This window comes from Levilactobacillus fuyuanensis, from assembly GCF_003946395.1.
In the GTDB taxonomy this organism is placed as follows: Bacteria; Bacillota; Bacilli; order Lactobacillales; family Lactobacillaceae; genus Levilactobacillus; species Levilactobacillus fuyuanensis.
Genome location: NZ_RHNZ01000012.1, coordinates 65168 through 91781, shown reverse-complemented (window position 1 = coordinate 91781; position 26614 = coordinate 65168). Strand labels below are relative to the sequence as shown.

17 protein-coding genes are annotated in these 26614 nt (G+C 49.5%); 4 read left to right on the top strand and 13 right to left on the bottom strand.

The features are described from left to right. Positions 1-616 precede the first annotated feature (616 nt). From EKM73_RS07935 to EKM73_RS07900, 8 genes are all read right to left on the bottom strand, one after another. Positions 617-2680, bottom strand: coding sequence for an LTA synthase family protein (locus EKM73_RS07935; protein ID WP_125701426.1), 2064 nt, complete (start codon positions 2678-2680; stop codon positions 617-619). 141 nt (positions 2681-2821) lie between these two features. Then, complete coding sequence (locus EKM73_RS07930; protein ID WP_020089680.1) at positions 2822-3058, bottom strand: YkuJ family protein; 237 nt, start codon at positions 3056-3058, stop codon at positions 2822-2824. An 86-nt stretch (positions 3059-3144) separates the two neighbouring features. Beyond that, positions 3145-4170 carry a lysylphosphatidylglycerol synthase transmembrane domain-containing protein gene (locus EKM73_RS07925; RefSeq protein ID WP_125701425.1) on the bottom strand — a complete coding sequence of 342 codons (1026 nt, stop codon included), beginning with the start codon at positions 4168-4170 and terminating at the stop codon, positions 3145-3147. A gap of 5 nt (positions 4171-4175) precedes the next feature. Continuing rightward, positions 4176-5198 (bottom strand): glycosyltransferase family 4 protein, encoded by a 1023-nt coding sequence (locus EKM73_RS07920; protein ID WP_125701424.1) that lies wholly within the window; start codon positions 5196-5198, stop codon positions 4176-4178. Between the two features lie 12 nt (positions 5199-5210). Next, the gene (locus EKM73_RS07915) at positions 5211-6389 is read right to left on the bottom strand and encodes a glycosyltransferase family 4 protein (RefSeq protein ID WP_125701423.1); all 1179 of its coding nucleotides are present in this window, start codon (positions 6387-6389) and stop codon (positions 5211-5213) included. 313 nt (positions 6390-6702) lie between these two features. Continuing rightward, positions 6703-8433 carry a phosphoenolpyruvate--protein phosphotransferase gene (gene ptsP, locus EKM73_RS07910; RefSeq protein ID WP_125701422.1) on the bottom strand — a complete coding sequence of 577 codons (1731 nt, stop codon included), beginning with the start codon at positions 8431-8433 and terminating at the stop codon, positions 6703-6705. After that, the gene (locus tag EKM73_RS07905) at positions 8433-8699 is read right to left on the bottom strand and encodes a phosphocarrier protein HPr (RefSeq protein ID WP_020089685.1); all 267 of its coding nucleotides are present in this window, start codon (positions 8697-8699) and stop codon (positions 8433-8435) included. The genes ptsP and EKM73_RS07905 overlap by 1 nt, the downstream gene beginning before the upstream one ends. A gap of 167 nt (positions 8700-8866) precedes the next feature. Then, positions 8867-9067 (bottom strand): hypothetical protein, encoded by a 201-nt coding sequence (locus EKM73_RS07900; protein WP_125701421.1) that lies wholly within the window; start codon positions 9065-9067, stop codon positions 8867-8869. 703 nt (positions 9068-9770) lie between these two features. Between EKM73_RS07900 and EKM73_RS07895 the strand changes: the two genes are divergently transcribed. Together EKM73_RS07895 and EKM73_RS07890 are read left to right on the top strand one after the other, a co-directional pair. Beyond that, positions 9771-12008 carry an ATP-dependent Clp protease ATP-binding subunit gene (locus EKM73_RS07895; RefSeq protein WP_125701420.1) on the top strand — a complete coding sequence of 746 codons (2238 nt, stop codon included), beginning with the start codon at positions 9771-9773 and terminating at the stop codon, positions 12006-12008. A gap of 204 nt (positions 12009-12212) precedes the next feature. Continuing rightward, positions 12213-13313, top strand: a complete 1101-nt coding sequence (locus EKM73_RS07890; protein WP_125701419.1) for a MucBP domain-containing protein — start codon at positions 12213-12215, stop codon at positions 13311-13313. Positions 13314-13391: 78 nt separating this feature from the next. Here the strand turns inward: EKM73_RS07890 and asnS are convergent, their stop codons facing one another. Next, positions 13392-14783 (bottom strand): asparagine--tRNA ligase, encoded by a 1392-nt coding sequence (gene asnS / locus EKM73_RS07885; protein WP_125701418.1) that lies wholly within the window; start codon positions 14781-14783, stop codon positions 13392-13394. A 387-nt stretch (positions 14784-15170) separates the two neighbouring features. Beyond that, complete coding sequence (locus EKM73_RS07880) at positions 15171-17780, bottom strand: cation-translocating P-type ATPase (RefSeq protein WP_125701417.1); 2610 nt, start codon at positions 17778-17780, stop codon at positions 15171-15173. Positions 17781-18107: 327 nt separating this feature from the next. On the opposite strand from EKM73_RS07880, the gene EKM73_RS07875 reads away from it, so the two are divergent. Then, entirely contained in the window at positions 18108-18815 is a 708-nt protein-coding gene (locus EKM73_RS07875; RefSeq protein ID WP_164508893.1) for a matrixin family metalloprotease, read from the top strand. 266 nt (positions 18816-19081) lie between these two features. Here the strand turns inward: EKM73_RS07875 and EKM73_RS07870 are convergent, their stop codons facing one another. Beyond that, positions 19082-20515: a C69 family dipeptidase gene (locus EKM73_RS07870; protein ID WP_125701415.1), complete on the bottom strand. Its 1434-nt coding sequence runs from the start codon at positions 20513-20515 to the stop codon at positions 19082-19084. A 305-nt stretch (positions 20516-20820) separates the two neighbouring features. Between EKM73_RS07870 and EKM73_RS07865 the strand changes: the two genes are divergently transcribed. Continuing rightward, entirely contained in the window at positions 20821-22179 is a 1359-nt protein-coding gene (locus EKM73_RS07865; RefSeq protein WP_125701414.1) for an FAD-dependent oxidoreductase, read from the top strand. 89 nt (positions 22180-22268) lie between these two features. Here the strand turns inward: EKM73_RS07865 and EKM73_RS07860 are convergent, their stop codons facing one another. Then, the gene (locus EKM73_RS07860) at positions 22269-24389 is read right to left on the bottom strand and encodes a lectin-like domain-containing protein (protein WP_125701413.1); all 2121 of its coding nucleotides are present in this window, start codon (positions 24387-24389) and stop codon (positions 22269-22271) included. 348 nt (positions 24390-24737) lie between these two features. Next, a complete protein-coding gene (yjeM, locus tag EKM73_RS07855; protein WP_191988621.1) occupies positions 24738-26228 on the bottom strand; it encodes a glutamate/gamma-aminobutyrate family transporter YjeM in 1491 nt (496 codons plus the stop codon). Positions 26229-26614: the final 386 nt, after the last annotated feature.

Genomic DNA, 26614 nt, shown 5'->3' with positions numbered 1-26614 from the left:
GAATAGCTCATCGATTGTTGTTACTTTATTTTCATAAAAGCGAATTGACTTCGCAAATATTGTTTGGGTTTGATACCATAGTATCAAACCGCCCTACACATATTTGGTTTGTCGAAACAATGTTCAGTTTTCAAAGGTCTACCAAGTTATCAGAGAAGCAATTGCTTCGTGACAACTTTTAAAGTATATCATGTCGCCAATTTAGTGTCAACTGATTTTTTCAATATATTTTGAATAAATATTGAATTTTTGAAGCTCAGTTGAATAAATATTCTCAACAACGATTACTACTATATCAATTATCAGCCAGACCGTCAAGCCTTTTTTAAAATTAATTAAGTTGCAATCTTTCGTTGCTGTTACAATGTTTGCCCTGTAATTGACAACAGAAAATAGTTTACCAATATCTGGGACTATGGTCAAGTGAAAAATGAATATTTACTGAAATTTGTTGGACCTATAGACACGATTCCCGTCAAATCAACGTTTCTATCATGCAAAAATACCCACTTCCAATTACCGCTTCCGTGGCCTCGGCTTAACTGGTCTAGCTAATCTACTATATGAAAGGACAAAAAAGCCGTCACCACGGCTGTGTGGTGACGGCTACAACGCATTACTTCAATTCTGGTGCATCAGTCTTGTAATCAGAGACAGTACTCTTCCCATTATTCTGAGCAACAACACTCGTCTTCTCCTGCTTTTCAGCATCTGCCAAACGTTCCATTGCTGGCTTCAACTTATAGGTGAATGAGGACTTGTCGACTTTCTTAAAGTTCTTCGGTGTGTAGAACCGTAGTAAATCACCATAAATGACTCGGTCAGACAGGGAAAGTTCAGTCGTAACATGGTTTTGGAGTTTGGCAACGGCTTTCTTCTGAGCCGCCGTTAACGTAAGCTCCTCACCAGTCTTCGTGTCATAGACTGTCCCCCCGACCTTCATATACTTCGGTGAGACAAAGTTCCCATCCCGGAAGGCGACCGTTTGGTTACGGTTTTTGGCGAGCAGATCCTGCCCAAACTGCACGGTATCTGTATTCTTAACCCCTAACAGATCCAGCAGGGTTGGCAGAACATCGATCTCGCCACCATAGGTATGATTAATCCCACCCTTTAATCCGTTCGCATGGATCATGAAAGGCACCTTTTGGAACTGCGTTAAGTCATAGCTCGTAATCTTATCCTTACCCAACAGCTGAGCAATAGCTGGACGGTGATTATTTGAAATCCCATAGTGATCCCCATAGGCAACGATCACACTGTTCTTATCTAGACCGGCCTTCTTCAGGTAGGTTAAGAATTCAGCAAACGACTGGTCAAGGTAGTGAGCCGTTTGCACGTATGGGTCCACAGTCTTGTCCCCCGTCTTAGTTGCTGGGAAATCTGTATTCTTCTTATCTAACTCGTAAGGGTAGTGGTTGGTCAATGTAATCAACTTGGCATAGAACGGCTGTGGTAGCTGCTCGATATACTTGGCCGACTGCTTAAAGAAGATCTTATCCTTCAGACCGTAACCAACACTATACCCCGGCTTCTCCGTATAGTAACTGGAGCTGAAGAAGTACTGGTAGCCCCACGATTTATAGGTATTGTCCCGGTTCCAGAAACTTGGCACATCCCCATGAAAAGCCGCCGTCGTATACCCATCCTCTTGGCTCAAGATAGCTGGCGCCGCCTGGAAGGTGTTTTGCGTCCCATAGGTCGTCATCGCTGACCCCTGTGGTAACCCAAACAGAGAGTTCTCCAACATCATTTCGGCATCGGACGTCTTCCCCTGTGCCACCTGATTATAGAAGTTATCGAACGACAACGTATTATTGTTATGGTAGAACTTATTCAACGTTGGCGTGACTTCCTTCCCATCGACCTTGTAGTCGATCAGGAATTGTTGGAAACTCTCCAAGTGAATAATAAAGACGTTCTTACCTTTCTCCTTGCCATAGTACGACACATTCGGGCTAACCCGATTCTGTTTAAGATACTTCAGGACACTCTTCATATCCGAAGCGTTGGCACTGGCCCGGGTCGCACTTTCCTTCTGCGTCTGGTACGCGTTGAAGGCGGCATATTCATTCAGACCCAGGTATTTCACGATATAGTTGTTATCAAACGTCCGCGTCAACAGTCCAGAACGATCCGCATTGGCCATCCCAAACTCCGCAAACATCAAGGCAAATGACAACACCGTCAGTGAGAACGCGTACCGTCGTTTAAACGGTCGCGCATCGATTCTGATCACGTGCGTCACCAACAAAATAATCAAGATAATAATATCAACATAGACAAAGAAATCATAGAGATGTGTAATCTGCGCGAGACTCTTCCCAAGGTTGTTCCCGACAGAGCTCGAGCCCTTCATGATCCCGAAGGACAAGAAGTCAGAGAATTCTCGGTAATAGACCACGTTGGCAAAGATCCACGTAGACTCTAACACATCAATGATCAACATCAACCAATAAGCTAATCTCCCCCGGAAATACAGGGCGATTCCGAACACCAATAGAGCGGCCGGTAGTGGGTTAATGAACAGTAAAAACTGTTGAACACTCCCCTTGGCACCCAAGGTAAACTCGGTCTGATAGGCAATGTAAGTTTTTACCCAAAATAAAACGACGATCAACAGGAAAAATCCCATTCGGGTGTTTAACCAGTTCGTCTTCCGCTTAAAAAAGTTCGCCATTACGACTGCCTCCACATAAGAATTAACATCTCTCAAGTATAGCGGATATTGCGAGGTAATCAATCCGATTCCAGAACCTTTGGAAAAAATTCAATCTTTCTCCGTTATAAAAAAACAAAACTATGGTAGCCCATAGTTTTGTTAGTTATCCGTCAATAAATCAAACAGCTCAATAGCAACTAAATCGATGTTATCAAACTCAAAAGTTGTTTCCGGATTGTGTTCAGTTAAAGTATACGTGTGCGTTGCCTGGTTAAATACGACCGTGGCTTGCTCAACGCCTTCTTTTTCAAAACGACGGGGTTGTGGCTCGTCGGTGGCATCCTCTTGCATCGCCTTTAAGCGATTGATAATGCCAATCAATTGAGATTCTTCCATGGTTGGTCCCCTTTCTAGCTTTCCATAATGATTTTACCAAACTTACGGCCTGATGACACGCCCTAATGCAGAAAAACTCATGGAAATCATAAATCTGACTCTTCAACGACCTTGTCTGGCCGGATGACCATCGCCACCAGACCGGCAAGCATCCCGAAGTAGTAGGTCAATAAGCGCCATAAAATCATTGCTAAGACCAGTTTACTATTTGAGGTGATATAACTCCTAAAGATCATTTCAAAGCTATATTCGGCCCCACCTGAGCCCCCTGGAATAGGAAACAGGGAGATGACCATCACAATGAGAATATGGAAACTCGTGACCATGACAATGTTAGCCGAGGTATATCCTAGTGAAAGCATGATAAAGTACGGAATCAGATAGTAAAAAGCCAGCTGGAAAAAGGTAATCACAAATACCCGTAGCATCAGCTTGCCCTTTCCACTGATCCGGACACTCTCCGCATAGAAGGAATCAATCTTACTATTCAAGTTGTCTTCAATTCGATGGAACCGTTCTGCCTTCATAAACCAATGGAAGGGATATAAAACGACCCCCACCATCTTCTTCGTAAATGAATACCAGAACATAATCATCAGTAGACCCACAATAACCGCCAAATGAATCGTGAACCCAAAGACAACCAGCCACGACAACGCATGCAATTTATCCTGAATCTGTTGAAAGCCAATGACTAACGCAATAATAAAATTAATGACGATCATCGATTGGTAGACCACGAACTTCATCAACAAGACTGAGCTGGCCTTGCCGGCATCGACCCCGGTCTGCATCAACGCAAAAAGTTGCGCTGGTTGTCCACCAGAAGAAAACGGCGTAATACCATTAAACAATTGCTCCACCAGTGGAATCCGGACAGCGTCCTTGAATGTGAAGCCCTCGATCCGATCGGAAATAAAGACCTTCACGATCCACGACTCCAAGCCCATGTACAGGAGCATGCAAAGAATGGCGACCCCAAACCACCAAAAGTTAATGTGAACAAAATCATTGACTAATACAGAAAACTTAATGTCACGGAGTGAATACGCAAAAATGGCAATCCCCAAGAGTAACATTAACGCTAATACCCATTTGTTTCGTCGTGACATACAGTTTACCCCTCTTTTGCTTGCTGCGTGTAGAACTTCCGCCAGATTTCGGTGAGGTGTTCCTCAGAGTAACGGTCGGCGGCAGCGAGACTCTGCTGGTGCCAATATGCCAGTGCAGCTGGATCATGTGGCAGACGCTGAAGCTGTGCATTCATTTCATCATAATCCTTAGCCGGTTGGTAGTCCCCTGCAATAATGGCTTGGTACAGGTCCAGATCCCGTAAGAGGACTGGTGTTCCCGTGCTAAAGGCCTCCAGAACCGACATTGGGAAGAGCTCATTGAAGGACGGTAATAGGAATAAATCGGCTAGATTATAGTAATCCACTAATTTATCCCGATCCACGATACCTGGAAAACTCAGGTTAGCCGGCGGATCATCGACAACCTTCTTCAGTTCAGCATAGCCATCCGTCATCCGGCCGAAGGAAAAGCCACCAGCCCAGATGAACTGGATCTCCGGATTATGCCGAGCAAGCTTAATAAAGTCAAATAGACCCTTGCGTTCCTGAATCTGACCGATACCCAGCACCGTGAAACGCTTCGCATCATACTGGTACTGTGCTCGCAAGGCGGTCTTCCGATCGGTATCGACCGGGTAGAACTCCTTCCGACTCACAAAGTTGGGGATGTACGTCACCCGTTCAGCCGGAATTCCGTACGCTACCAGCTTAGGAATAAAGGTCGGATTGACCACAACAATGTGGTCCATCCGGCGGTAAAAGGCAATCACGTATTTATAAAAGATTGACCGAAACGGTTGGGGAATCTTCAGACTTCCCTCTAACGTTTCCGGCAAAAAATGAACATAACCAATCTTCCGACCGCGCCCTGGTAAGAAAGTCGACAGATAGTAGGTCGGATTAATCGTATGGTAATGGGTCACATCGACCCGTCCATACTTGTTGACCGTCACAGCAAAATCATCTTTGAGTCGTGTCGCCAGTAGATTCATCAGTTCATTATAAGCACTCCCCACGCCCTGTCCCTTAACGGAATCAGCCTTGGAGAACATGTTAATTTTTAGCATTCAATTGCTCCTCTAGTCACTAAAGTCCGGGGTATCTTCGTGCGTCGCTTCGTAACTCGCCTGAGCATCCTGGTAGAACTCAATGACCCGTTGGCCAAAGGTATCCGCAGAGATCTCCGCTAATTTACGCGCCAGCAGATCTGAATCCTGTTCCTCATCCCCGTGCTTCAGATAATCCACGACGTTCGTTACCATCTCGTCTTCAGTCTTGAAGGTCACCCCAAGCGTCCGCTGCGACAGCAATTCATCGGTATACGGACTCGTCATAACCACGATCTTCGTTCCAGCAGCCATGGCCTCAATGTAAGTCAGCCCTTGCGACTCTGAATCAGAAGACGATAGGAAGACATTAGCCATGTGATAGTAACGGAAAACATCGTTATTATTCACCTGACCGGTAAAAGAAATATGATCCGTCAGTCCGGCATCCTTCACCTGTTGTTCGAGATCTTCCTTAGCCGGGCCATCCCCGACGATTAGAAGCTGGGCATTGGGCACTTCTGCCAAAATCCGTGGCATAGCCGCAATACTTTCCTTAATGTTCTTCTCGTAAGCCAACCGACTCAACGACAGAATCACCGGCGTATCTGGTTGATAGCCCAATTTACGTCGCAGATTGGCCGTATCGGGCTGCTCGTATTGATGTAAGTTGACCCCAGTTGGAATCACCCGAATTGGTGTCTTGACCCCGTAATCAGTTAAGGTCGTTAACACCCGGTCACTCGGCGCTACTACCCCAGTCAGGTGGTAGCAAAAGGCCAGGGTCGCCTGCTTGACGTGCACGGGCTTTAAAATCTTCCCATTGGCTACGTAATGCAAGTAATCCTCGTACATGGTGTGGTAGGTATGTAGGCAGGGAATCTCCAGGTTCCGTGCCACAAACTTCCCGATCCACCCCATCGAGAACTCCGTCTGAGTGTGGACAATATCCAAATTCAATTCCTTCGCAATTTGATAAGCTTGAAAAAGTCCCCGCACTGCAATCCGGCGTTCCGTGAACGAGACGAATGGAATGCTTGAAAAGCGAAAGACATTCCGCTCGTAAACGTTGCGTTCCACGTTTGGATCGGTCGTGGTAAAGATATAGACCTGGTGCCCCTGCTTTTCCAGTTGATCTCGCAGCGTCTTAATCGACGTCGCGACCCCACTTACTTGAGGGAAATAGGTATCTGTAAATAAGCCAATGTTCATCGCCAATCCCCCTTGCGTCTGTGTTTGGCTAAAAATATTTAGAGCTTCGCTTTGTACAATCATCACAATTATATGGGTTTGACTAGGGGATTGCAAACCTCAGCAGCCATCGCAAGAAAATCTCATCATTTGGCCATTCTTACACACTTGTATTTCAAACACCCGCTAAACGTTTCCGGCTGGCACTCAATCTCGAAACGCGCTTTCGATGACTGTCCCTTACCATGTTACTTACCCACAGGCTGGGCCTGGTTTAAACGCTAGTAAAAAGGACACTCCTGCTAAACCGGAATGTCCTTCATTCAACTATCATTTATTTCAAAACACCAGGAACCGCCGCCTGAACCATGGTCACGACCTCCTGGCTGGTGCTGGCGGAATTAACCGTCGTCTCAGCCAGCGCCGCCAATTCGTGGGCGTCAAGCTGGCCGATCACCTGACGTGTCTTGGTAATTGCGCTTGGTGCCATCGAGAACTCGTCGAGGCCCATCCCCAGCAAGAGTGGAAGTGCGATCGGATCACCTGCCATTTCGCCACACATGGCAACGGGAATCCCCGCCGCATGCCCCGCCGAAATGACATTATCGATCAAGCGCAGAATCGCCGGATGATACGGCTGATACAGGTAAGCCACGTTCTGATTGGTCCGGTCGGCCGCCAGGGTATATCCGATCAGGTCGTTGGTTCCAATGCTCATGAAGTCCACCTCATTGGCGAACCGGTCAGCCAGCAATGCCGCTGCAGGCACTTCGACCATCATTCCCACGGCGATCTTTCCCATGGGCACCCGCTTCGCCGTTAGCTTGGAGCGCTCATCGTCATAAATCGCCTTAGCCTGTCGTAGTTCATCCAACGTCGCAATCATTGGAAACATCAGGCTCAGATGCCCAAACGCCGACGCCCGAATCAATGCCCGTAGCTGGCTTCGAAAGACCTGCTGATGAGCGAGGCTTTGCCGGATAGCACGTGCCCCCATAAAGGGATTGGCTTCATTCTGTGATGGCCGGTAAGGGAGTTCCTTATCCCCACCGACATCCAACGTACGAATTACCACCGACCGCGGGGCCATCGTCTCCAATACCTGACGATAGATGGCGAACTGTTCGTCTTCTGTTGGCAGGTGTTGGGCGTCCAGGTATAAAAATTCTGTTCGGAATAGGCCAACACCTTCGGCACCACTGGCTGTCACCCGCGCCAGGTCAGCTGCGGTCCCCATATTAGCAGCCAAAGTCACACCCACGCCATCCTTGGAAACCGTCTCGTGATGTGCCAATTTATCTAGCCGCTGTTGGTTCTTCACACGTTGTACCATCGTTCGACGAGCAACTGCAATCTCATCTGCCGTTGGTCCGACCATGACGTTGCCTTGCGTTCCGTTAACCACGACCAGTTCACCATTGTTTAGCGTTTGCGTCGCCGTCTGAGTTCCTACCACCGCTGGCAAATTCAACGAACGTGCTAGAATTGAAGAGTGCGACGTCCGACCACCGACATCGGTCACGAAACCCAGAACCTGCTGTGGATTGACCGCAATCGCCTCACTGGCAATCAGGTCGTGAGTGACTACGATGACAGGATCGTTGACCAATGCCAAATCCGGCAAGGTCACGCCTAACAGATGCGCCGTCAGACGTTTTGCCACCGTTTGCCAGTTGGTCAATCTATCCTGCAGGTAAGGATTGTCAACGAGTTCAGTAAGTTCTTCCTCTACCGTTGTCGTCACCAGTGCGACTGCAAATTCAGCATTGACCTGCTTTTCTCTGATATTTTGTTCGACGTGTCCCATCAGGTCCTGGTCCTTTAACATCGCCAATTGCGCAATAAAAACCTGGGCACGGTCAGCACCCAGGTTTTTATTTACACGAGTTTTTATCGTCTCAATCTCTGAAACGGTTGCTTCAAGGGCCTGATGGAATCGATTTAATTCGTAATCAAGATCAGTGACTGTCTGCTGAGAAACGTGAAGGTCTGGCTCGTCTAGTCGGTAGACCCGACCACAAGCCACCCCATCACTGGCAGCAATCCCCTTGAGCATCGTCTTCATTAGTCAGACAAACCCTCTTTAGTCATGGTTTCAGCAATAGCAGTCATTGCATCTGCTTCGTCTTCACCGTCAGTCGTGATGGTGATGTCAGCGTTTTGGCCGACACCTAAAGACATAACACCCATGATAGACTTCAAGTTAACGGACTTGTCTTGGTATTGTAAGCTAACTTCAGAGCTGAACTTACTTGCTGATTGTACCAATAAAGTAGCTGGACGTGCATGGATACCAGTTTCTGCTGTTACATGAAATTCGCGTTTTTCCATAATTGATCGATCTCCTTTAAGCTTAGGTTGACTACTTACCGACGCAACTCGCCTTGACCTTGCGCATTGGCCAAACAACCATTCAACGAGTCATGCCTACCTACTAAGAATATCAATGTAAGCCACAAATTACAAGTTATACATGAACCGCTTTCATCAAAAAATCGTTATTCGCCGTCATTTCCGGCGTCATGATCGTAGTGATAAATGAGTTTTCCGTTCTTTTCGGCCTGGCCCACCACCCGTTTCCGCGTTTCATAAGCCATAAATGCTTTCTGAAATGCTGGGAAGTCTTCGGGGGTTACTTCGAACTGCTCAATTTTTTTATCTTTTAATTGGTTCATTAGATCCGTAAAGTCTCGTGCCACTCTTTTTCCCTCCCTCGCTCTTTTCTGTCTGGTGAAAATTTGTCGCCTGCGGCTGCCAGGGATTTCGCTTGCTGTGGGGACGCTCCAGCCTGAGAAACGGGCTTCCGACTCAACTTGAAGCCACGAAGCCCCTGTGTCTTCAAGCTTGCCCGTGCTGTAAACTGGCCAAAAAACGCCAGTTAACACCACCACGGCTAGCTACATCCCTGGCCTCCTCCGGCTAAGATAACTTTTAACCACTAAGTAACTCACTGGTTGGCGAGCCAAGAACTCGCCATTACCCTGACAATTGCATAAGTCTTACTCCGCTTTAGATACGTTATCACAATGTCCCCATCTTTTTTACTGAAGAATATCCCTTCACAAGCCTTACCACTGATCTCAGACAATTATTATATCACGCCCACAGTATCCCTTCGATTGTGTTCTCCCCTATCTTACGGGCCAAACACGTGTCGGTCAAAGTTTTTCCAAAAATTTTTCAATTTTGAAATGTTCATTTTAGCATTCTATTGACGAGAGTGCTAAAATGAAGGCGTTCGTTAGAAATTCCCCGTAATACCGCGCATTTATCGCGCAAACAAAATACTTGCACGACCAGATGAACGCGGTATAATGTGGTCAATGGTCAAGAAAGGTCAAAGGCTTTTCGAAGACCCGTGGAAGTTCCACGAGAACTCCAGGCAAGAAAGGAGACGACAAGATGCTATGTCAAAATTGCCACCGCAATGAAGCAACAATTCACCTTTACATGAGTGTAAACGGGCAGCGGCAACAAGTTGACCTATGCCAAAATTGTTACCAGCTGCTGAAACAGCAACAATCAAACGATTCTGGAAATGGAGGTGGCCGTATGGCACAAGATCCATTCGGCTTTAATAACCTGGACGATATTTTCCGGGCTATGCAAGGCGGCGACAATAACCAAGCTAATAATTTCCGACAGGATTCCGGACAAGGTCGACCAACCCAACCTTCTGGCAACCAGGGCGGTTCCGGTAATGGCTTACTCAGTCAGTACGGATTGAACCTCACCCAGTTGGCCAAGGATGGTAAAGTCGATCCCGTTATTGGCCGGGACAAAGAAACGGCACAAGTCATCGAGATCCTGAATCGGCGGACCAAGAACAACCCCGTGTTGATCGGAGAAGCCGGTGTTGGGAAGACGGCGGTCGTTGAAGGCCTTGCGGAACGCATTGTCGAAGGCAACGTTCCTCAAAAGCTCGCCAACAAGCAAATTATTCGTTTAGACGTTGTGTCCTTGGTCCAGGGAACTGGTATCCGTGGCCAATTCGAACAACGCATGCAACAGTTAATGAAAGAGGTTCAAGCTAACCCCGACATCATCCTATTTATTGATGAAATCCATGAAATTATGGGTGCCGGGAATGCCGAAGGCGGTATGGATGCTGGTAACGTTTTGAAGCCAGCCCTCGCCCGTGGTGACTTCCAATTGATCGGTGCAACCACGTTGAGTGAATACCGTGATATTGAAAAGGACCAAGCCTTAGCACGGCGGTTCCAACCCGTTACGGTTGATGAACCAAGTGCTGACGAAGCCATTAAGATTTTAAAGGGTATTCAGAAGAAATACGAAGATTACCACCACGTTCACTACGACGATGACGCCATTGAGGCTGCCGTTCGTCTGTCTGATCGTTATATCCAAGACCGTTTCTTACCCGACAAGGCCATTGACCTGTTGGATGAGGCCGGTTCACGGAAGAATTTGACCATCAACATCGCCGACCCTAAGGCCATCGATGAGAAGATCAAGTCCGCTGAAACCCAGAAGCAAGCTGCTTTGAAGCAGGAAGACTACGAAAAAGCTGCCTACTACCGCGACCAAGTCACGAAGCTGGAGAAATCCAAGGAAACTGCCAAGGACGCCGACCAAAATGCTTCTGCCGAGGTCACGGTCAAGGACATGCAGGATATCGTGGAAGAAAAGACCAGTATTCCTGTCGGTGAACTGCAAGCCAAGGAACAACACCAACTCAAGAGTTTAGGTGCTGACCTTGAAAAGCACGTCATCGGCCAGAACGAAGCCGTCGACAAGGTTGCCCGGGCTATCCGGCGGAACCGTATCGGTTTGAACGGTACTGGTCGGCCAATTGGGTCCTTCCTCTTCGTCGGTCCTACCGGTGTCGGGAAAACGGAATTAGCCAAGCAATTGGCCAATGAACTGTTTGGTTCCGAAGATGCCATGGTTCGCTTCGACATGTCTGAGTACATGGAGCCGCATTCCATTTCTAAGCTGATCGGGTCACCACCTGGCTATGTTGGCTACGAAGAAGCTGGCCAATTGACTGAACAGGTTCGCCGCCATCCATACACGTTGATCCTGTTGGATGAAATTGAAAAGGCCCACCCCGACGTCTTGAATATGTTCTTACAGATTCTGGACGACGGCCGGTTGACTGATTCTCAAGGCCGGACAGTTTCCTTCAAGGATACACTGATTATTATGACCAGTAACGCCGGTACTGGTGATGCTGAAGCCAACGTTGGTTTCGGAGCTGCCGCTGAAGGAACGACCCACTCTGTTCTGGGGAACCTGACCAACTACTTCAAGCCAGAATTCTTAAACCGGTTCGACGACATCGTTGAGTTCAACTCCCTGAGCATGGAAAACTTGATGCACATCGTTGACTTAATGATTGTTGACGTTAACCAAATGTTGGCGGGCCAAGGCCTCCACATTCACGTTACCGCGCCGGTCGAGGAACAATTGGTTAAGAAGGGCTACAATCCTGCGATGGGTGCTCGACCACTACGGCGGGTCATCCAAGAAGAGATTGAAGACCGGATTGCCGACTTCTACCTGGACCACGGGGACGTTAAGAACCTCGTTGCCAAGATTGAGGACGGTAAGATCACGTTAGCTGCTGACACGGATACGACTGCCACAGCTAGTGACACCACTTCAAGCAACGATTAATCATAAACTTTTGAAGGTGTTCAGCCATGAGAGCTGAGCACCTTTTTTGCTGGGCCGATTCAACTGAAGGCCAACTTCCCCCCTTCTGTCTTTGACAGCCTCCTAGTTGATCCTGTAAGAAAAAATCTGATAGCGTTCACATGTTGGCGTGACCGGGAAAAATGGTATACTAGATTTTAAAGGAAACTTCTGGAGGTGAACGGCATGGCATTTTTTGACTGGTTACGACGTGTAATTGAACCGAAACCCCGACGCGAAAACATTCCGCAGCCGGTGGCTCCGCGACGCCGCCGTCAACCAATCCCGGCTCCTGCAGAACAACCCATTGTGCCCAGCCAACCGGCTGTGACGCCGCCTGTTCTGACCGACCAGACCATCACCTTAAAACAACCGGTTCAGCAACCACAACCCGAACCAACGGCAACGCTCGTGATTCGCTTGGTGGATGAACACAATCATCCCCTCCAACCGGCCCTGATTTTGACGGGCACACTTAATCACCCCGTCCACTGCCGATTCCCAGTGATTCCGGGCTATGCCCTCTCACGGATTCACGGCTTTACACAGGACTTCATCAGCGAATACGGCTTGACGACCGCTATCTATCGCCGACTACTAGGTAAACCCATTATTGCCTACCTAGTCGATTTCGACTCTGGACGGCTGTTGGAGCTCCCTCAGATTCATCGGGGCGCCCTTTCTGCGAACTATACCCTAACGCCACCAGTTGTCAGCGATTATCACATCTTCCAAGCACAGGGTCCACAACGCGGGAAGTTCTCCGCGCATGCCCAACGTGTCGTGTACTTCTATCGACGGGACAGCTGGGAGACGGTCCAGCGCGTTCACCAGTACGTCTTCCTTCAGGCGGACCATCTGGTCTACGACGGACCAAAGGGAGCGGCCTATGGCTATCAATTCCCCGCTGACTCACTCTGGCGACTGTTCATGATCATCACGCTGACGGATGGCTCGATCTGGTACAACCTTGGTGGTAATCAATGGCTGAGCGCGACTGAAACCACTCGTCGTGACCATCAGCTAGCCCATCCTGCTTTAGCACAAAAGCGCGACTGGCATCCCGAAGCGTTCGCTCGAATTGGCTCGGTCGATTACGTCCCCGGCGCCGCGGTCTCCATCTACACGGAACCCTATGGTGAAACCGCCGGGCAACTCGATCACGGCGAGCCACTGGATATCCGGGGTCGCGTCATCGATGATCAGCAATTGGTCTGGTATCAAATTGGACCGGAAGCTTACATCAACGCACAGTACGTGCGCTTAGTCCCTACTGAAACCATTTAACGCTAAAAATAAAGGTGTCCCCGCAAATCTTTTGAAAGATTTGCGGGGACACCTTTTTTAATCATCACATTAACATAATTAGAACTCAGCGTTACCTGGGGTCCGTGGGTAAGGGATCACGTCGCGGATGTTTTCCATTCCCGTCACGTACATCAGTAACCGTTCGAACCCAATCCCGTAACCGGAGTGCTTGGTTTCACCGTACTTACGCAGGTCCAAGTACCATTGGTATTCTTCTTGTGGTAAGTGGTTATCTTTAATCTTCTTAGCCATTTCAGCTTCACGTTCTTCACGTTGGCTACCACCGATCAGTTCACCAATGCGGGGAACCAATAAGTCGGCGGCGGCAACGGTCTTGCCGTCATCGTTATCACGCATGTAAAAGGCCTTGATCTCGCGTGGGTAGTCAGTTAAGAAGGTTGGGCGCTTGTAGACCTGTTCGCACAGGTAACGTTCATGTTCAGCCTGCAAGTCAAGTCCCCAGTATACGGGAACGTCGAACTTAACTGGCGCCTTTTCCAACTCTTCAATGGCTTGCGTGTAGGTAATCTGCGCAAACTTTTCATCGATGGTCTGGTGCAGACGATTCAACAGATCCTCATCCACAGCGTTGTTCAAGAATTCCAATTCATCCTTGGCATGTTCCAAGAGATACTTGACCACGTGCTTCAGGAGACTTTCGGATTCGTTGATGACGTCTTGCAGGTCGGCAAAGGCCATTTCTGGTTCGATCATCCAGAATTCTGAGGCGTGCCGAGGCGTGTGCGAGTTTTCTGCCCGGAAAGTTGGGCCAAACGTGTACACGTTCCGCAAAGCCAATGCAAAAGCTTCCACGGGAAGTTGGCCACTGACCGTCAAGTTGGTTTCTTTCTTGAAGAAGTCTTGGCTGTCATCAACCTTGCCGTCATCAGTCTTAGGTAAGTTGTCCATGTCTAGCGTGGTAACCCGGAACATTTCCCCGGCCCCTTCGCTATCACTACTGGTAATGATTGGCGTGTTGACGTAGGTGAAGTCATTTTCCTGCAGGTATTGGTGAACTGCGAAGGCTGTCAGTGAACGGATCTTAAAGACCGCGTAGAACGTGTTGGTCCGTGGCCGTAAGTGGGCCATTGTCCGCAAGTATTCATAGGAGTGCTTCTTCTTTTGCAGCGGGTAATCGTTATCGGAAGCCCCTTCAAGCACAACTTCTTCGGCATGAACTTCGAAAGGTTGCTTGGCGTCTGGCGTGTAAACGACCGTCCCCACAACCTTGATCGTAGAGCTCAGTGGCAACTTCGTCATTTCGGCGTAGTTCTCCAGGTCACTCTTCATGACGATTTGTGCGTGCTTCAAGCAAGAGCCATCGTTCAATTCGATAAAGCCCACACGCTTGGACCCCCGCACCGTCTTTACCCAACCATGCAGAACAACTTGTTCATCTTCGGCAAAGTGCCGGTCACTAAATAAATCTTTAACCAAAATTTCTGTCATCATATTCTCCTTCTGTCGTACCCATAAAAAAAGATCCATCATCCCTATCACTAGGGACGAAAGATCTTTCCGCGGTACCACCCAAATTGTTTTTAACTCAAAACCAACTTTAAACAACGTACTAACATACGTTCCGCTTGATAACGTGGCGGGCACGGCGCGGCCTACTCTTGATTCAGCCTGCAACGAAATCGGGGTTAACCAGACTGGGCGATCAACTAAGCTCTCACTATCCTTAGTTCGCTAGGCACCGGGGACCAATCTGGTATTGTCCGTTTCAATGTTTTTTGGTTTATGCAACTGTTGTCAGATTAGCACAAATCAGGTCAGGACACAACCGAAATCTATCTGTCCATGGTGGACCACCGCTATTTTTTTAACTGATGCTTAGTCTTCAGCAAGCTGGTTGCCCCATGATTGGGACCGCTGACCCCAACGCTTCTTGATTTCCAAGACAAGTGTTGGAATGAAGACGCCAACGGCCACGAGTACCCAGCCACCGACTGGCAGTGCCACGAGTCCGAAGATTCCTTGGAGGCCCGGAACCACTGCCACCACAATCAGCAAACTAATCGTGACCAATAGCGCCCGGTTAAGCCCTGGGTTCCGTTTCAGACTCGCCCACGTCAACGGTTGACGATCCTTGATGGCGTAGATATCAATCATAGAACCAATCGCCAGAATCAGGAAGGTTATCGTCATCCCGACCGCTGGCTGGTTAGCCGCCAGGACGAAGCGCCCCAGTCCGTAAGCCCCCAGCGTCAGAAACGTAAACGTCACGGCCCGAGTGGCGAGGCGACCACCTAAGCCCCGAGCGAAGAGACTTTCGTCGTTGGCCACTGGCGGTTGTTGCATCGCTGCCTTTTCGCCAGGCTCCCGGCTCAGGTAGAAGCCAGGAATCCCATCGGCTAGGACGTTGATCAGCAGAAGCTGTTCGGCCAGAAGTGGCGCGCCCCACCCCATCAGGACCGAGCCAACCATCAGGAAAATCTGGGCGAAGTTGACCCCCACCAGGAATTCCACGGCCTTGAGGATATTTTGGTAGACCGTCCGCCCTTCCCGTACTGCTGAGATGATTGTGGCAAAGTTGTCATCCGTCAAAACCATATCCGCAGCACTCTTGGACACTTCCGTTCCAGTGATGCCCATGGCGATACCCACGTCGGCGGCTTTCAACGCCGGAGCATCATTCACGCCATCTCCAGTCATGGCCACCGTGGCACCAGTCTTCTGCCAAGCCTGAACGATCCGAATCTTATCGGTCGGGGATACTCGCGCATAGACCGCAATGTTTTTGATCTGTGCCTCGAGCTCGGCATCCGTCAGCGTCCGGAGTTCATCCCCGGACATCACCAGTTGCCCCGGTGATAATAAATCAATTTCTTTAGCGATAGCCTCAGCCGTCACCATGTGGTCTCCAGTAATCATGATTGGCTTGATGCCGGCGGCCTTCGCCTCCCGAATCGCCGTGATCACCTCTGGCCGTGGCGGATCGATCATCCCCACGATACCAGCAAACGTCAGGTGCTGTGTCAGGTCAGCCCAGTTGATGGTGTCCCCAGCTGGGACGACCTTGTAGCCGACCGCCAGAACCCGTAAGGCATTCTGACCGAAGTCATCGTGAACTCGCTTGGCTTGGGCAAATTCCGCTGGCTGCCAGTCGACCGGCAAGCGGTCAAAGGCGCCCTTGACGACGACTAATCGCCGACCGTCTTTCAACTGATGGAGCGTGGCCATCGTCTTCTTCGTTGAGTCAAAGGGATCCTCGGCTAACCGCGGCGCCGTTGCTTCAAAACCCTTTCGGCTGGCGTCATTCTTAGCCAACCAGCGCACGATTGCTAATTCAGTGGGATCGCCCACCGTTTCTTCCTCGCCATTAACCGTTTGAATCTCGGCATTCGTCGCTAACCCCAGGTAACGCATGAGGTCCTTGCCGGCGTGCGTCATTTCCGTAGCCGCAGCGGCCGCATTGGCACCCGGCGTCCAGTAGCGTGTGATCGTCATCTGATTCTGCGTCAGCGTCCCCGTCTTGTCGGAAGCAATCACGTCGACCCCACCGATCGTTTCAACCGCGTTGACCCGCCGCATGATGGCATTACGTTTGGCCATCCGCTTCACACCGTGTGCAAGACTGATTGTCACGATGATCGGTAAAGTTTCGGGAACCGCCGCCACTGCCAGGGAGATCCCGATCATGAGGCTGTCGGCTAACCCCTGGTTCTGCATCCAAATACTCAGGGCAAAGATGGCCATCCCACCCATGACGGCGAAGGTCGTCAGCCAACCGGAAAGGCGGTTCAACCGGCCTTGCAGCGGCGTAGCCCGCTTCTTCGTCTTGTTCAGGAGCCCGGCAATCTGTCCCAGCTCCGTGGCCATCCCAGTCGTCACGACCTGAATGACCGCCGTGCCAGCCGTCACCGCAGTACCGGAAAAGACTTGTTGGTTATCCTTGACGCTGTCTGGCTTGTGTAACGCCAGCTTGTCGACCGGCACACTTTCACCGGTCAGGACAGCTTCGTCCACGGCCAAATTGGTACTGGACAGGACCACTCCATCGGCTGGGACTTGGTCACCGGCCTTCAGCAAGACCAGGTCACCCGGGACCACATCCTTGGCGTCAATCGTCTGGGCAATATTTCCCCGTCGCACGGTCGTCGTGGGCAGACTCATCGATTGCAGAGCCGCCAGTGCCTTCTCGGCCGAGGCTTCCTGATACATCCCGATAATCACGTTGATCACCAGGATTGACCCGATCACGATGGATTTCGTCCAACCACCACCCTGGAAAAGTGCCATATAACTGGCCAAGGCCACGGCAAATAATAGCACGAGTGAAGATACGTCCGCTAAATGGTGCCCAATTTGACGCCAGATACTGGCCTTCTTAGCCGCCACTAACTGGTTACTGCCAAACTCTTGTTGGCGTGTCTGTGCCTCCTGGGCAGTCAGCCCTTGTTGGGGCGTTAAATCTAATGTCGTCATCTCTTCTCTTTTCATAAGTTGCGCCTCCGTTGAATAAATAATTTATCGTTTCGATTACTATACTCTTATTAAACCGTAAAAGTTTGGCTAGACTACGGGAGAATTGTGAAGAAAAATAGAACATTGCGTTTTCTATTTACGGTATGACTGATTATGTGCTAAACATGTCGTCTATGCGAGCCGAACCCGCCGCTTTACAATTTTTATAATTTTTACAGCAATAACCATCACGCCCCTAAATTTATAAGGCGTCCTAGTTGCCATGCTGAACCAGATACCCTAGAATCAAACTAATCACTACCGGCTGCCGTGAATGGAGCCGCGCAGAAAGGAAGCATTGGTGTGAAATTACTCAGACGCCTGCTCATCGTGACCCTCCTGGCAATTGGCCTCTTTATCCTCAGCAATTGGCAGGCCCTCTCCACACAATTCACCTACTACCAAACAGCCATCACGGGCCTCTTCACTCACCAGACGACACCACGCAAGGCTGATAACTACCAGACCAGTGGCTATATTCTCCGCAATCCTAAGGACGCGACCACTAAGACCGGTGCAGACGACACCCCAGTGGAAAGTACGGTACAGGGGCTACTCCTCCAGCAAAAGTATTATTACCACTACGCGACGGGCACCCCAGCCAAGGCTCGGGCCGTCTTCGCCGAGGCGGTTAAAATCTATAATCAACCCGGCATTGTCCAACTGACCGAGGGTCCCGGATCAACCAAGACCAATCGGATTACATTTGGCATTTACCGTCACAAGGAAACCGGCAAAAAGAATACGATCGAGTTGGGGCATGGGGGCCCACAGATCACCCAGCGCATCAGCTGGCAAGGCATCCTGACCACCAACACGGCCACCGCCAAGCTCAATGCCACCTACCCGCAGTCCTTCAAACGATCCGTGGCCGTCCACGAACTCGGCCATGCCCTGGGACTCGACCACAGCTCGGACAGGACCTCCGTCATGACCCCAATTGATTACGGGCGTACCCAGCTGGCGGCGGCCGACCTGAAGAGTCTCCGGGCTATTTACGATAAAGGTTAATGCCACCTGTTTACAACTGCCCTGTCAAGGCCTAAGCTAACTATCCTCTGGAATGCCAACACTTCGCCCGTTAGTTAAGTCACCTTACGATGCAGACAAATAGCGCCCCCACTGACTTCCTAGCCAGACTGGGGACGCTATTTTAGTGACAATTACAATTTGATGCGACAAGATTCGTCATTTTTACATTAGTAATAAGTGTAGGCTCATTTGAGACAGTGCTTAACACACCCCCTGTCCGCTCACCCACAAATTATCAATGTTTCTTATAGATTAATATCCATGTTGAACGTCAGGCGAGATAGCGTCAGACCTTTTTCGATGAGGTCGTTCGTGAACTTCGTTGTTGTCTTCCGCATATCAGCGGTAACTTGATGGTTTTGCGTCGTTAGGAAGGCGGTCAGTTCATCACCAGACAAGTTCTTAGCACCCTTCAGTGCTTGATCTACGTGAGTCCGCAAGCTTTCCTTAGCGTCCGTCACGTAATCCGTATCTTGTTCGATAAAGTCGACGTAGTGGGATTCTACGATCATCGACAACTTCCGGTACATCCAGTAGGCACTGACGTCGTCCAAGTGAACGGGCGTGCTACTGTACGAAGGATCGGTATCGGTTGCGTTGGCAAAGAATGGCACGTAGGGACTAAAGGCTGGAACCCCGAAGCAGACCCACATAATAGCGGAACTTTCCTTTGGCACGTCGTTACGCAGTTGTAAGACGTGGGAGTTCTGCGTCCGGTTCATTGAAATTGGCCGGAACTTCAGGCGATCGGCATCGTCACCGGGGCCTAATGGATCGTACTTCGTTTCGTTATAGTGCGAGCTTAAAATGTATTCGACATCTTCCACACTGATCTTGTGGCTGGTCCGACAGATAAATGGCAGGTCACTGGATTGTGGGTTCTGTTTGATTTCTGGGTTCAGGCAACGTTGGCCGAACCAAACCCGTGGTGTGTTATAGTGCCGATCCTTTTCGGTGCTCGTCCCAAAGATGTGACGGAAGTTCCAGCCGTCTTGGTCGGGGTTCAGGTGATTTTCAGTGACAAATTCTTGAATACCTTCGGAGTACATGAAGTTGTCGGGATCATCAAACGTCACTTGTTGAATGGCGACTTGGTTGGCAGCTACCGCATAAGCGTCGTCTGGAATCCGTTGCGCGACCCAGTGGTGACCAGTAACGATTTCCATATACCAAACTTCATCGTTGTCGGAGAACAGCACGCCATTACCTTCAGGTGAGCCGTATTCCTTGATCATCTTCCCCAAGTAACGGACCCCGTCACGAGCGGAGTTGATGTAAGGCAGAACCATCGTCTGCAGAGAATCCTCGGCTAATCCGTTGGCCACTAGGGGATCAAAGGCCAAGGCCTGAGGATTGCCGTAAACACTTTCGGTGGCACTCATCGCAACATTTTGCGAGTTGATCCCACTTTCGGCGTATTCACCAGTCTTGTCGGTTTCAACGTTAGGCGTTGCCAGGTAACGGTAACCGTCGCTAGGAATAGGCGCCGTGAACCCGTTTTGATTGGAGACCCAGGCCCGTTTTGGCTGATTCTTTTCTGCGGGATGCACGTAGAACCGTTGGGGTGTCAAGGCTAAAAAGGTGTCGTCATTTCTGGCGATCATCGTTGACCCGTCAACCGTTGCTTTTTTACCGACGAGCACCGTGGTGCAGGCGGTCAGATGTTTTGCTGCTTTCATTACAACTACCACTCCTTCTATAACTATCGGCATGTGGATGAGGCCATTGGGACCGGGTTATCACCAGCCTCTTTTGCCCCAACCGTCAAGCCGGAAATGCTTCACCAAATAGTCTACTCTTAATCTCCCCCGAACACTAGCCGCCTGAGATTTTTCACAGCACCAATAGTTACACATTTAGAAATGTGTTGACATTCTAGCTAGGTTGTTTAAAATGAAGTTGTAACCAATTGATTATATTTTTTTGAGATAGTTTGTGAATCATCTTTCAATCCATTTAAAAATTTGTCTGGGAGGCTACGTTTATGAAAGTCACAGTTGTTGGTTGTACGCATGCCGGTACCTTCGCTATTAAACAAATCTTAGCAGAACACCCCGATGCCGAGGTAACCGTCTACGAACGCAATGATGTCATCTCTTTCCTATCTTGTGGAATCGCCTTATATCTCGGTGGTAAGGTCGCCGATCCTCAAGGTCTCTTCTATTCCAGTCCCAAGGAATTGGCCGGGCTGGGCGCTAACGTCCAAATGAACCACAACGTCCTCAACATCGACCCGGAAAAGAAAGCGGTTACGGTTGAAGACTTGAACACTCATGAACAAACAACACAGGACTACGATAAATTAGTCATGACCTCTGGCTCCTGGCCAATTGTTCCCAAGATTCCAGGGATCGACAACGCCAAGGTCAAGCTTTGCAAGAACTGGGCCCACGCTCAGACGCTGATCGAAGAAGCCAAGAGTGCCAAGCACATCACTGTCATCGGTGCCGGTTACATTGGCGCCGAACTGGCCGAAGCCTACTCTACCACTGGCCACGAGGTAACCTTGATTGATGCCATGGATCGCGTGATGCCCAAATACTTCGACAGTGAGTTCACCGACGTCATCGAACAGGACTATCGTGATAATCACGTGCAACTCGCTTTAGGTGAAACGGTGGAAAGCTTTGAAGATAACCCCGATGGTCGCTTAACCATTAAGACCGACCAAGGCAGCTATGACACAGATCTTGCCATCCTGTGTATTGGTTTCCGGCCAAACACCGACCTACTCAAGGGTAAGGTTGACATGGCCAAGAATGGTGCCATCATCACCGATGACTACATGCGTTCCTCAAATTCTGATATCTTCGCCGCTGGGGACAGTGCCGCCGTGCACTACAACCCAACGCACCAAAACGCCTACATTCCATTGGCAACTAATGCCGTGCGACAAGGCATCCTGGTCGGTAAGAACCTGATTAAGCCAACTGTAAAATACATGGGCACCCAATCCTCATCTGGCCTGCAACTCTACGGCCGGACGATTGTGTCCACTGGCCTGACCCTAGCCGCCGCCCAACAACAGGACATTAACGCCGAACAAGTCATCGTTAAAGATAACTACCGCCCAGAGTTCATGCCGACCACGACGCCTGTGCTGATGTCCCTGGTCTACGACCCAGACACCCGGCGGATCCTCGGTGGCGCCCTGATGAGCAAGTATGACGTGTCTCAGTCAGCGAACACCCTGTCCGTTTGTATCCAAAACGACAATACGATTGACGACTTGGCCATGGTCGACATGCTCTTCCAGCCTAACTTCGACCGGCCATTCAACTACTTAAATATCGTGGCGCAAGCTGCTCAAGCTCAAGCTGCCAAATTAACCCCCGCAGAATAGGTATTCATCTCTAAATAAAGCCAAAACAAATCACCCACGAGCCTAGTCCTCGCGGGTGATTTTTAGGTATACGTTGGCGTTTGCCCTAGTCAGGGAACGTTGTTTAGCGTCCAGGTAATGTTGGCCGAGTACTCGCCTTGAACCGCACCACCATCGATTTCTAAGACCAACCCAGCTTCATCGTCCCAGCCACCGACAACATCCGTCACGTCGTCCTTATCACTGGATGTCCCACTCATCACGGTCATCGGCGTACCGGTCACTGGAATCTTTTGATCACTATCATAGTAGTAAAGACTACCCGCCAACTCTTGACCAGCTGCCGTGGTAAATTTCGTGCCCGCCACTTGGAGCGACCACTCGGCACCGGCCTCACGGGTATCTAGAATTTCAACTTGCCAATCCTTGGTCCGCTTGATTTTTTGACTAGTACCGGTCAGAGTCGTTGCTTCAAAACTACTCTTGCTGGAGACCTGTTGGAAGAGTAATTGTCCCGGCACCGTAATCGTATAGGTCACCGTATTCGAGACGTTACCATAGGGATCCTCCACACTGAGCTTCAACGTATTCGTCCCAGACTTCAGCTGATTGGCCGCAACCGTGTAGTTGAATCGACCACTACTGTTGTCATCCCCGGCAGGCATCTTAAAGTCAGACTGTGCCGTACCATTAATCGTGGGATGAACCGTCATATCCGTGTTATTCAGATCGACACCTTCTGGAATTACAACCAGGCCCTTAAAGGTTGCACTCTCCCCAGGTTCAATCTGCACACTACTCCCAGACAGCGAAAAGAGATTCAATTCAAGCGTTGGGTTCACCGTGAAGACGGACGTATCGGTCGTCACGACCCCGTTGACCGCCGTAAAACTACTGGCACTGGCATCCACGGTCACTGGTCCCTTGACGTCTGCTACCGTTCCTGTAAAGGAAATCGTGGCAGTGGAATTATCCGCTGACAACGCCTCACCTAACGTAAAGGCCGCCTGGTTATCGGTCATTCCTGCCAAACTCACGTTAGCCGTCTTGCCATTTTGATAACGAATCGTGGCCGTCTGGTCATAATTCAGAGACGTGGGAAGTTGCACCTTAGCCGCTACATCTTTCCAGGATTGCTTCCCATCACGATAATCCAGTTGATAGTCCAGCCGGAACTTGTGGGTCCCCTTCAGCACGTCACCATCGCCGATCGTCTGATTGGTTTGCAGGTCCGTCAGCGTTGCGTGGGCCTTGGCATTCACCAGTCCGGGAATCTTTTCCATCACAACTAAATTGTTTTCGTAACTGTCACCGGTCGCACCAGTGAAGCCCCAACGGATTTCCCCAGAATTATCGGGATCAATCTTCTTGAGATCTAGGTCAGCTGTCTCGCTGATTCCCGCCTGATCATTACCCGTCACAGGATCCTTGTCGTTAAAGGTATAGGTCATTTGCTTCGTTGTTGCGTCCCAGTCTAGCGTCAAATGATGCCACGCACCGTTTGACAGTAACGTGTAGTCGCCAGTGATCGTACCCTCATGGGTTTGCGTCGCATAGTATCCCGAGGCTGGCAGTGGTAGAAGCTGTGACGTCTTGACCATCTGATACGTGCTAACTTCGCCCGGATAGTTATGCGCCAAGTGCGGTCCCTTTAGCTTACCATCAAAGGAATCGGCATCCCCAGCATTTGAGTAGTTGCTGGACGTGTTTAAATGCGTATCAAACTCCAACGCCCAACTGTTCTGAATCGCGCTGGCCGCTAATTTATCCGCAGTGCTCTGCTTCTTATCGGTATCGACACCCCAGACGCCCAGTGTTTCGCCAGAAATCGTTTTACCAAATGTTGGGCTCGCTGCCAGGCCAGCATCGTCATTCTGGAAAACCAAGGCCATCCCATCGGCGGCCTTCTTACCGGTATTCCCCAAGTACAGCCACATTGAAGCGGTTTCATTCTTTGTCAAATCAAAACTGTTATCGGTAGTCGACCACAAGGCTCCGAATTGCTTCTTGCCATTATTGACCTTAGCCGCCTGCGTCCCGGTAGTACTGGTGTCCACCACTGCCGCCTGATTATTACTGGTCGTTCCCGGCGTAAAAATATTCTCCAGTGAGATCCCCTGTGGCGCTGACTTCAAGGCATTATCATAATCGGTATCGGCCTGGGCCACGCCGCCCCCCAGAACAACGGCTCCTAGACCGAACACCATGCCTAACCAAGTCTTCAACTTCATTGTTACCGCTCCTCTCCGCCCCCAAACGGTGTTGGGCCTCAATCGACTAAACAACTCTATATTTCCTCGCTTAAAGGATATCACGCCTTCATCTTTTGTTGGGCGATGGGTCAAAATATCACGGAATTAATTCGAAAATTGAATAAGACCTGGCGACGCTATTTTACCCGACAGTTCTGTGCTGGCTGCATAACAAATGAGAGTGGAACCGGCTGCTTTTGGGCACACGTTTCAACCATATAAAACGGTCTAAAAAAAGAGCCTGGGTTTATCCCAGACTCTCTACTCATTTATTTAGATGTTTCGTAACTCATCAGACATTAGGTTACCGGGCAACAACGCCTTATCCTAGTCTTGCGTGGCTTTTCGTTGACGGACGTGGTACCAAATAACCCCTAACAGGCCGAACAAGATTGGTCCCACAAGCATCCAGATCGTACTTTGAATGTCGTCGTTCTCCAAAACGGGTTGGATCAACGTAAAGGTGTTGGCCCCCAACACGACGATGAAGACGACCCAGCTAATAACCGTTGTCCAAGCTGGTGACTTGTAGACTTCAAATGGCTTTTGAATATCGCGATTCCGTTTGAACTTAGGAAAAGCGTAGACCAAGAACAGGTACGGCAGCGTCATGGAGACGTTGGCCATCAACGTTAAGATGTTGTAGAAGGCCGAGGCATCCGTTGACGCAAAGGATGCCAGCAGAATAATAATGATAACGACCGTGCATTGTAATTTCATGGCGTAGCTTGGCATGTCGTTGTCGTTTAATTCCGTAAACTTCTTTGGCCACATAGACTTTGGCGTCCCGAGAATCAACGTCTTGAGTGGTGAATACGTCAGCGTGAAGAAGGCCCCGGAGTATGCCAGGAACATCCCCAGCCCCGTGTACCGCGCAAACCACAAGCCAATCGTGGTACTCGTTGCCGCGCTCAAACCCAATGATTCACCCAACACGTCACCCAAGTTCCGCATCATCACATAACTAATGTTCCCCATATTGGTTGATGGGTCGGATAAGACGGCGTTCCAGTTCGTACTGATCCCCCAACAGAGAATTCCGATAGCGTAACCCAACGTGATGACGATGGCCGAGATGACGATGGCCTTCGGGAACGTCTTTTCTGGATTCTTAGTCTTGTCGACCATCCCCCCGAGAACTTCCAAGCCCCCGTAAGCGAAGATGGCAAACACAGCGAAACTCATGATGCCCATCGGTTGTTGGTAATTAGGATGAGGTGAGTTCATGAAATGTTGTAGCGGTTGGGCCATGTGACCGTGCCGCAGTGCCAAGACGACGCCGGACACGACCAGTAAGATAGCGTTCAGACTCATGACGGCAATCCCACCAAGACTGGTGATCCGCACGATTCCCTTGACCCCTTTGATAGAGACATAGGTCACCAGAATCATCCACAGACAGGATAAGATTCCAATCACCTGAGTGGCGTTCAACCCTGCGAAGGCAAACTTCTGCGTCTGATCAGACCCGAAGAACAGTGTGGTAAAGGGAATCCAAACCTTAGCTGAGGTTGAGACCAACCAGATAATGTAGGACGCGAACCACATGAAAGTCCCGATAAACGCGAACTGGGGATTCACGCTGACTTCCATCCACTGGTACATCCCACTCCCTTCATCGGATTTGATAGCGGCACCATACTCCGCCATCATTAAGGCAAACGGAATAAAGAACAGGACCGCTGCCGCTAAGTAAAATAGAATTGATGAATACCCCATTAAGAAGTAAGCCACCGTACTGTTGGCAAAGCCAAACACGGTGGTGAAAATCATCATGACTAATGCCATTAAGGTTATTTTATTGCTATTTTCAGCCATTATATTTCTCCCCAAATTTTTTAAACTACCCAATTGAAGGCGCTTTTATTAGTTTATATGAGCGACAATATAATCCCCTGTAAATTTAGTAACAGCCCGCTTAAAGTTTCGTGTGATAATCGGGCTTTTTCTCATCAGATTTACTGTCCAAATCTGGTGACACATTTATTGTAGGCCAGCAACGGTTACCCTTCACCGCAATTACGCTCGTTAAGTAAACCCACCGAATTAATTATCTGCAAAAAAAAGAGTCTAGGACAAAATCCCAGACTCCTTTGCTATCCAATCTTACATGGTCGAAACGTGCGCCAAAAGGCAGCTGGTTCCGCTTAAAACACCTAACCAAACAATCTAAGCTCGGGATTATTCGGTTAGCAACCTTAATG